This window comes from Oleiphilus sp. HI0123 (assembly GCF_001635315.1).
The window spans coordinates 1-5,344 of the sequence record NZ_LWGE01001397.1; the positions used below are offsets into that span (position 1 = coordinate 1).

The 5,344-nt window shown below is 45.1% G+C and carries 5 protein-coding genes; 4 read left to right on the forward strand and 1 reads right to left on the reverse strand.

The genetic code is table 11. The features are described 5' to 3' along the window. On the forward strand, positions 1 to 460 hold a 460-nt coding region (locus A3761_RS17795; RefSeq protein ID WP_068750616.1), incomplete at its 5' end, for a hypothetical protein. A 30-nt stretch (positions 461 to 490) separates the two neighbouring features. Here the strand turns inward: A3761_RS17795 and A3761_RS17800 are convergent. Further along, a complete protein-coding gene (locus A3761_RS17800; RefSeq protein ID WP_068513130.1) occupies positions 491 to 1,474 on the reverse strand; it encodes a homoserine kinase in 984 nt (327 codons plus the stop codon). A gap of 274 nt (positions 1,475 to 1,748) precedes the next feature. Here A3761_RS17800 and sufB point away from each other — a divergent pair, with 274 nt between their 5' ends. The 3 genes from sufB (at position 1,749) to sufD (ending at position 5,307) form a co-directional block, all read left to right on the forward strand. Then, positions 1,749 to 3,197, forward strand: coding sequence for a Fe-S cluster assembly protein SufB (sufB, locus tag A3761_RS17805; RefSeq protein ID WP_068513132.1), 1,449 nt, complete (start codon positions 1,749 to 1,751; stop codon positions 3,195 to 3,197). 75 nt (positions 3,198 to 3,272) lie between these two features. After that, positions 3,273 to 4,028: a Fe-S cluster assembly ATPase SufC gene (gene sufC / locus A3761_RS17810; RefSeq protein WP_068513135.1), complete on the forward strand. Its 756-nt coding sequence runs from the start codon at positions 3,273 to 3,275 to the stop codon at positions 4,026 to 4,028. 10 nt (positions 4,029 to 4,038) lie between these two features. Beyond that, complete coding sequence (gene sufD / locus A3761_RS17815) at positions 4,039 to 5,307, forward strand: Fe-S cluster assembly protein SufD (protein WP_068553455.1); 1,269 nt, start codon at positions 4,039 to 4,041, stop codon at positions 5,305 to 5,307. The last annotated feature ends 37 nt before the right edge of the window (positions 5,308 to 5,344 follow it).

Genomic DNA, 5,344 nt, shown 5'->3' on the forward strand with positions numbered 1-5,344 from the left:
CTACTTAAATATAGGGGACCTCACTTTGCGCCAAATCAGCTTATTAATCTGCTGCATATCACTCATTACTTTTAGCAGCCTAAGTTTGGCCAAGCCTCTCGCCAGCAAAGATAAGATCAATAAAGTCAGTGACTACTTTATGAGCCAAGTCGTTCAAGCGGAATATGACAGCGCTTATTCGCTTATGTCTGCTTATATTGGCGTCAGTCCTGAGCAGTTTGAGGAACGTGGCAAAAAGATCTCCCACGATATGAAGATGCTTGAAGCACGTCAGGGCAAGCCGCTTTCCTTTGCACTTTTGAAGCAAGAGTCGGTCGGGGAGCATTTCTATAAAATAAGCTATTTGCTGAAGTACCCTTCAGCCGCCTTAGTTTGGGAACTAAATTACTACCAGCCTCAAGAAGGTTGGAACCTGGTTGATATTAGTTTCAACACCAACATTAATGCTTTGTTTGAGTAGGATATACGGTAAAGAAATTAGCTATTTTACTTATAGCGCTTGCGCTCGAAGTAAAATAGCCTTCATTTCATCCGGGTTTTTGGCGGTATCACCCTCTACAGAATGTTGCTGATAACCTGGCAGATAGTAACTAACCAAACGGCTAATCCAGAACCTTAAGGCGCCAAGCTCAAGACACCTGGGCCAAACCTCTCGTTCCCTGTCAGTCCAGGGTCGATGCGACTGATAAGCCTGAGTTATTGCTCTCAGCAAGCCCTCATCATAATCTCCTTTCGATGCATTCCACGCCCAATCATTCGCCATCACCGCCAAGTCAAATAACAAGGTAGCCTGACAGGCATGATAGAAATCAATGACCCCTGAAACCTCATCCCGCCGAAACAAGACATTGTCACGAAATAAGTCGCCATGAACGATACCCTGAGGGCAGTCTTGGGTGGCACTTCCATATTCATTGCTATATCTGAATATTGACTGCTCTAGTAAGTCAAAGTCTTCTTCTGGCATAGCACTCTGTTGCAAAAGCGCCTTCTGCGCCAACATCCAATCGCTATCTCGCGCTAAAGGGCGACTTCTTGGAAAGTCCCTTAAAGCCAGGTGCATACTTGCCAGATATTCAGCCATCGCCTCACACTGTGTAACCTTGGGTTTGCCCACTGCCTTACCAGACAAGCATTGAACGATCATTCCAGGCTTTTGCTCAAGTTCGAAAATTGCTTCGCCTTGCTTAGTCAATACTGGCGCAGGAACTTTAAAACCTTCTCGGGCCAGGTGCGTCGTCAGCTCATTGAAAAAGGGTAAAGTGTTTTTTTCCATGCTCTCGAAAAGAGTAAGAACATACCTCACGGCGCCTTTATCCGCTTCTTCGCCCCCGCTTTTTGGGTAGGTATCTAGAAAATAATTGGTATTCTCAATACCAGCGCTAATCTCGCTAAAGCCAACAAGCTCACCTAAGTCATATGACTCGAGAAGCTTGTCTATTTGTGAACGAGTCAATTGAGTGTAAACAGCCATCTATTCCTTCCTTACCGAATATATACCTATCTTAGCCTAAGCAATGTATTTTAATTGTACTAAATCTGATTTTTTTGGAAAAAAAAGCTACAATACGCGCCCTCTGGAAGTTTATCGAAGTTGACCGTTTTTACTATTTTTTGTTCAGGTGGCATCAAAATACCTGACTAAATTACTTGGTTATTATATAATTCGCTAAATTCTATGACACCAGCTTGATAAAAAACCTGTTTTATCAAACGGATATATCTTATTTTTGGGAGAGCTTAAAAGCATGTCTGACTCCGATAAGGCCGTAAAAGACCTGATTAAACGAGAGTATGAGCATGGGTTTGTGACCGATATTGAGTCAGAAACCTTTGAACCCGGATTAAACGAGGATGTCATTCGTCGTATTTCGGCAAAAAAGAATGAGCCTGAGTGGTTACTAGAGTGGCGTTTGAAAGCTTATCAAAGCTGGCTGGATATGGAACAACCCGAATGGCAGCAGGTAAACTTCCCGGAAATCGACTTTAACGACATCGCTTATTTTTCCGCTCCCAAAAACCCGGACGATGCGCCGCAAAGTTTGGATGAAGTCGACCCTAAACTGCTCGAAACTTACGAGAAACTGGGCATACCATTACATGAGCGTGCTCGTTTGGCAGGTGTTGCAGTTGATGCTGTTTTCGACAGTGTCTCTATCGGTACTACCTTCAAAGAGAAGCTTACGGAAGCTGGCGTTATCTTCTGCCCTATTTCTGAAGCAGTTCACGAATACCCCGAGCTAGTCAAAAAGTATTTAGGAAGTGTTGTCCCCCAACGTGACAATTATTACTCGGCACTTAACTCTGCCGTATTCAGTGACGGCTCCTTTGTATATATCCCGAAAGGCGTTCGCTGCCCACTTGAACTATCCACTTATTTCCGTATCAATGAAGCAAACACCGGGCAGTTCGAACGAACATTGATCGTTGCCGATGAAGGCAGCCATGTCAGCTATCTTGAAGGCTGTACCGCACCGATGCGTGACGAGAACCAGCTTCATGCAGCCGTTGTGGAACTCGTCATTCTTGATGACGCCGAGATCAAATACTCAACGGTTCAAAACTGGTACCCAGGTGATGAAAATGGTCAGGGTGGTATCTACAACTTTGTGACCAAGCGCGCGTCTTGTATCGGTAAAAACTCCAAGGTTAGCTGGACTCAGGTTGAGACCGGCTCAGCAATTACCTGGAAGTATCCAAGCTGTATTTTGCGAGGTGATAACAGTGTTGGTGAATTCTACTCTGTGGCACTGACCAATAACTTCCAGCAAGCTGACACCGGAACAAAAATGATTCACTTGGGTAAAAACACCTCAAGCACTATCATTTCTAAAGGTATTTCAGCCGGTAAGAGTGACAGCAGCTATCGCGGTTTGGTTCGTATTGGCCCTGGCGCCGAGAACGCTCGAAACTATACTCAGTGTGACTCGCTATTGATTGGTGATAAGTGTGGCGCTCACACTTTCCCTTACATCGAAAGTAAGAATAAATCAGCAGTCGTTGAACACGAAGCCACCACATCGAAAGTTAGTGATGACCAGCTGTTCTTGTGTCAGCAACGTGGCATTGATGCGGAACATGCAGTATCAATGATCGTTAACGGATTTTGTAAAGAAGTATTTAAAGAGCTACCGATGGAATTTGCTGTCGAAGCAACAAAACTATTAGAAGTCAGCCTTGAAGGCTCCGTCGGTTAATAAGACTCTAAATCAATTAAAATACAATGGCCCCTGCCCTGGCGGGGATGACCAAAAGCATTAAAGAGAGAGACAATGCTAAAGATCGAAAATTTACATGCCAATGTTGAAGGCAAACAAATCCTGAAAGGCTTAAACCTTGAAGTGAAGGCAGGCGAAGTTCACGCGATTATGGGGCCAAACGGCTCGGGTAAAAGTACTTTATCGCAAGTGCTTGCAGGCAATGAAGCTTATGAAGTAACAGACGGCAGTATCGACTTCGAAAGCAAAGATTTGCTAGACATGTCAACTGAAGACAGAGCACGTGAAGGTGTCTTTCTAGCTTTCCAATATCCGGTTGAGATTCCTGGCGTTAGCAACCTGCAATTTATGAAAACTGCGATCAATAATATTCGCCAGCACCGCGGTCTGGACGAAATGAACGCGGCTGAATTCATGAAGCAAGCCAAAGCAAAGATTCAGCAAGTTAACCTAGACCCATCTTTCTTGAAGCGTGGTGTCAATGAAGGTTTCTCTGGCGGTGAAAAGAAGCGTAATGAAATCATGCAAATGCTAATGCTTGAACCATCACTCGCGATTCTTGACGAAACCGACTCCGGACTAGACATCGACGCACTTAAAGTGGTTGCTGACGGCGTTAATGCTCTGCGCTCACCAGAGCGTGCAGTAGTCATGGTCACTCACTACCAGCGTTTACTTGATTATATCGTTCCTGACTACGTTCACGTTCTTGCTAACGGCCAGATTATTAAGTCTGGTGGTAAGGAACTCGCGCTTGAGCTTGAAGAAAAGGGCTACGGCTGGTTAGGCATCGAAGAAGACAAAGCTTAGGGACACGGTAATGACCTTATTAAGTGATATTGATTTCGGTCTAAATAAGTCTTCTGACTTACCCGAGTCACTGAAAAAATATAGCGAAGAAAGTATGGCAGCCCTGTCACAAACGGCTGTGCCTACCCGAAAAACCGAAGCCTGGAAATACTCAGCGAAGCACTTGAAGCTTCCTGAAAGCTTTTCACCAGCAACGGCCATCGCTACCCCCTACCAAGTGAGCTACGAGCTTGATTGCAACACGATACTGATCGCCAATAATAATGCGCCAAGCTATGACGCTGATGCCTTGTCACAAGCGGGTATCACCATCAAAAGTTTGTCTTCTCTTGATGAGAAAGAGTGCGAGCTTGTCGCCAATAGCATAAGTAATTCTGCAGAGCATTTGCTGTTTGCAAAACTGAATGCGGGTTTGATGCAAGATGGCTTGTTCATCAACGTTGCGAAGAATACTCAACTGGGCAAACCACTCAAGTTGGTTTTTCATAGCAATGCTAGCGGCCTGAGCCAGCCACGCGTTTTCATTAACGTTGAAGCAAATGCCGAAGCAACCTTTATTGAAGAACTCGTCATTGACGCCGAAGAAGGTGCTCAAGGGCTTGTTAACAGTGTATGTGACCTGCGTATTGCTGATAATGCTCATGTAAAGTACTTGCGTATGAACCTTGAATCTACGCCAGCCAAGCAAATCGGTTTTACCGGTGTCGCGCTCTATCGTAACGCTAACTTCAAGAGCTACTCTTTAGGTTTGGGCAGCCAAGTGGGTCGTCACGACTTGCACGTGCAGATGTTAGAAGCAGGTGCTGAGTGTGATCTTAACGGTGTTACTGTCACCACCGGTCAGCAGCATTACGATAACCATACCTGTATCGAACATATTGCACCAAACTGCACCAGTAATGAGACTTACCGTTGTATTGCCGACAATAAGTCCCATATCGTCTTTAATGGCCGAATTCACATTCACCCGGACGCACAGAAGACCTTAGGTTCAATGAGTAACAAGAACCTTCTTCTTTCATCGTCTGCTGAAATCGATTCCAAGCCCGAGCTGGAAATTTATGCCGATGACGTGAAATGTGCTCACGGTACAACCATTGGTCAGTTAGACGAAACTGAACTGTACTACCTTAAAACGCGTGGCGTAACGCATGAACAGGCTCGCCTGATGCTAACCCTCGGTTTTGTATTGGAAGTGGTTCGGGCAGCCCCAATTGAAGCTATTGCAGACTTCTGGGAGCAGCAACTGGCAGAGCTGTTAAGTTACCCTTTAGATTAAATGATCGCGTCGTTAGTGCACCTGCGTCATAAAGAGC

Bases quoted from the DNA above. Each gene is read 5' to 3' on its own strand.
- A3761_RS17800 (WP_068513130.1), bottom strand. From the start codon at position 1,474: ATGGCTGTTTACACTCAATTGACTCGTTCACAAATAGACAAGCTTCTC.
- sufB (WP_068513132.1), top strand. From the start codon at position 1,749: ATGTCTGACTCCGATAAGGCCGTAAAAGACCTGATTAAACGAGAGTAT.
- sufC (WP_068513135.1), top strand. From the start codon at position 3,273: ATGCTAAAGATCGAAAATTTACATGCCAATGTTGAAGGCAAACAAATC.
- sufD (WP_068553455.1), top strand. From the start codon at position 4,039: ATGACCTTATTAAGTGATATTGATTTCGGTCTAAATAAGTCTTCTGAC.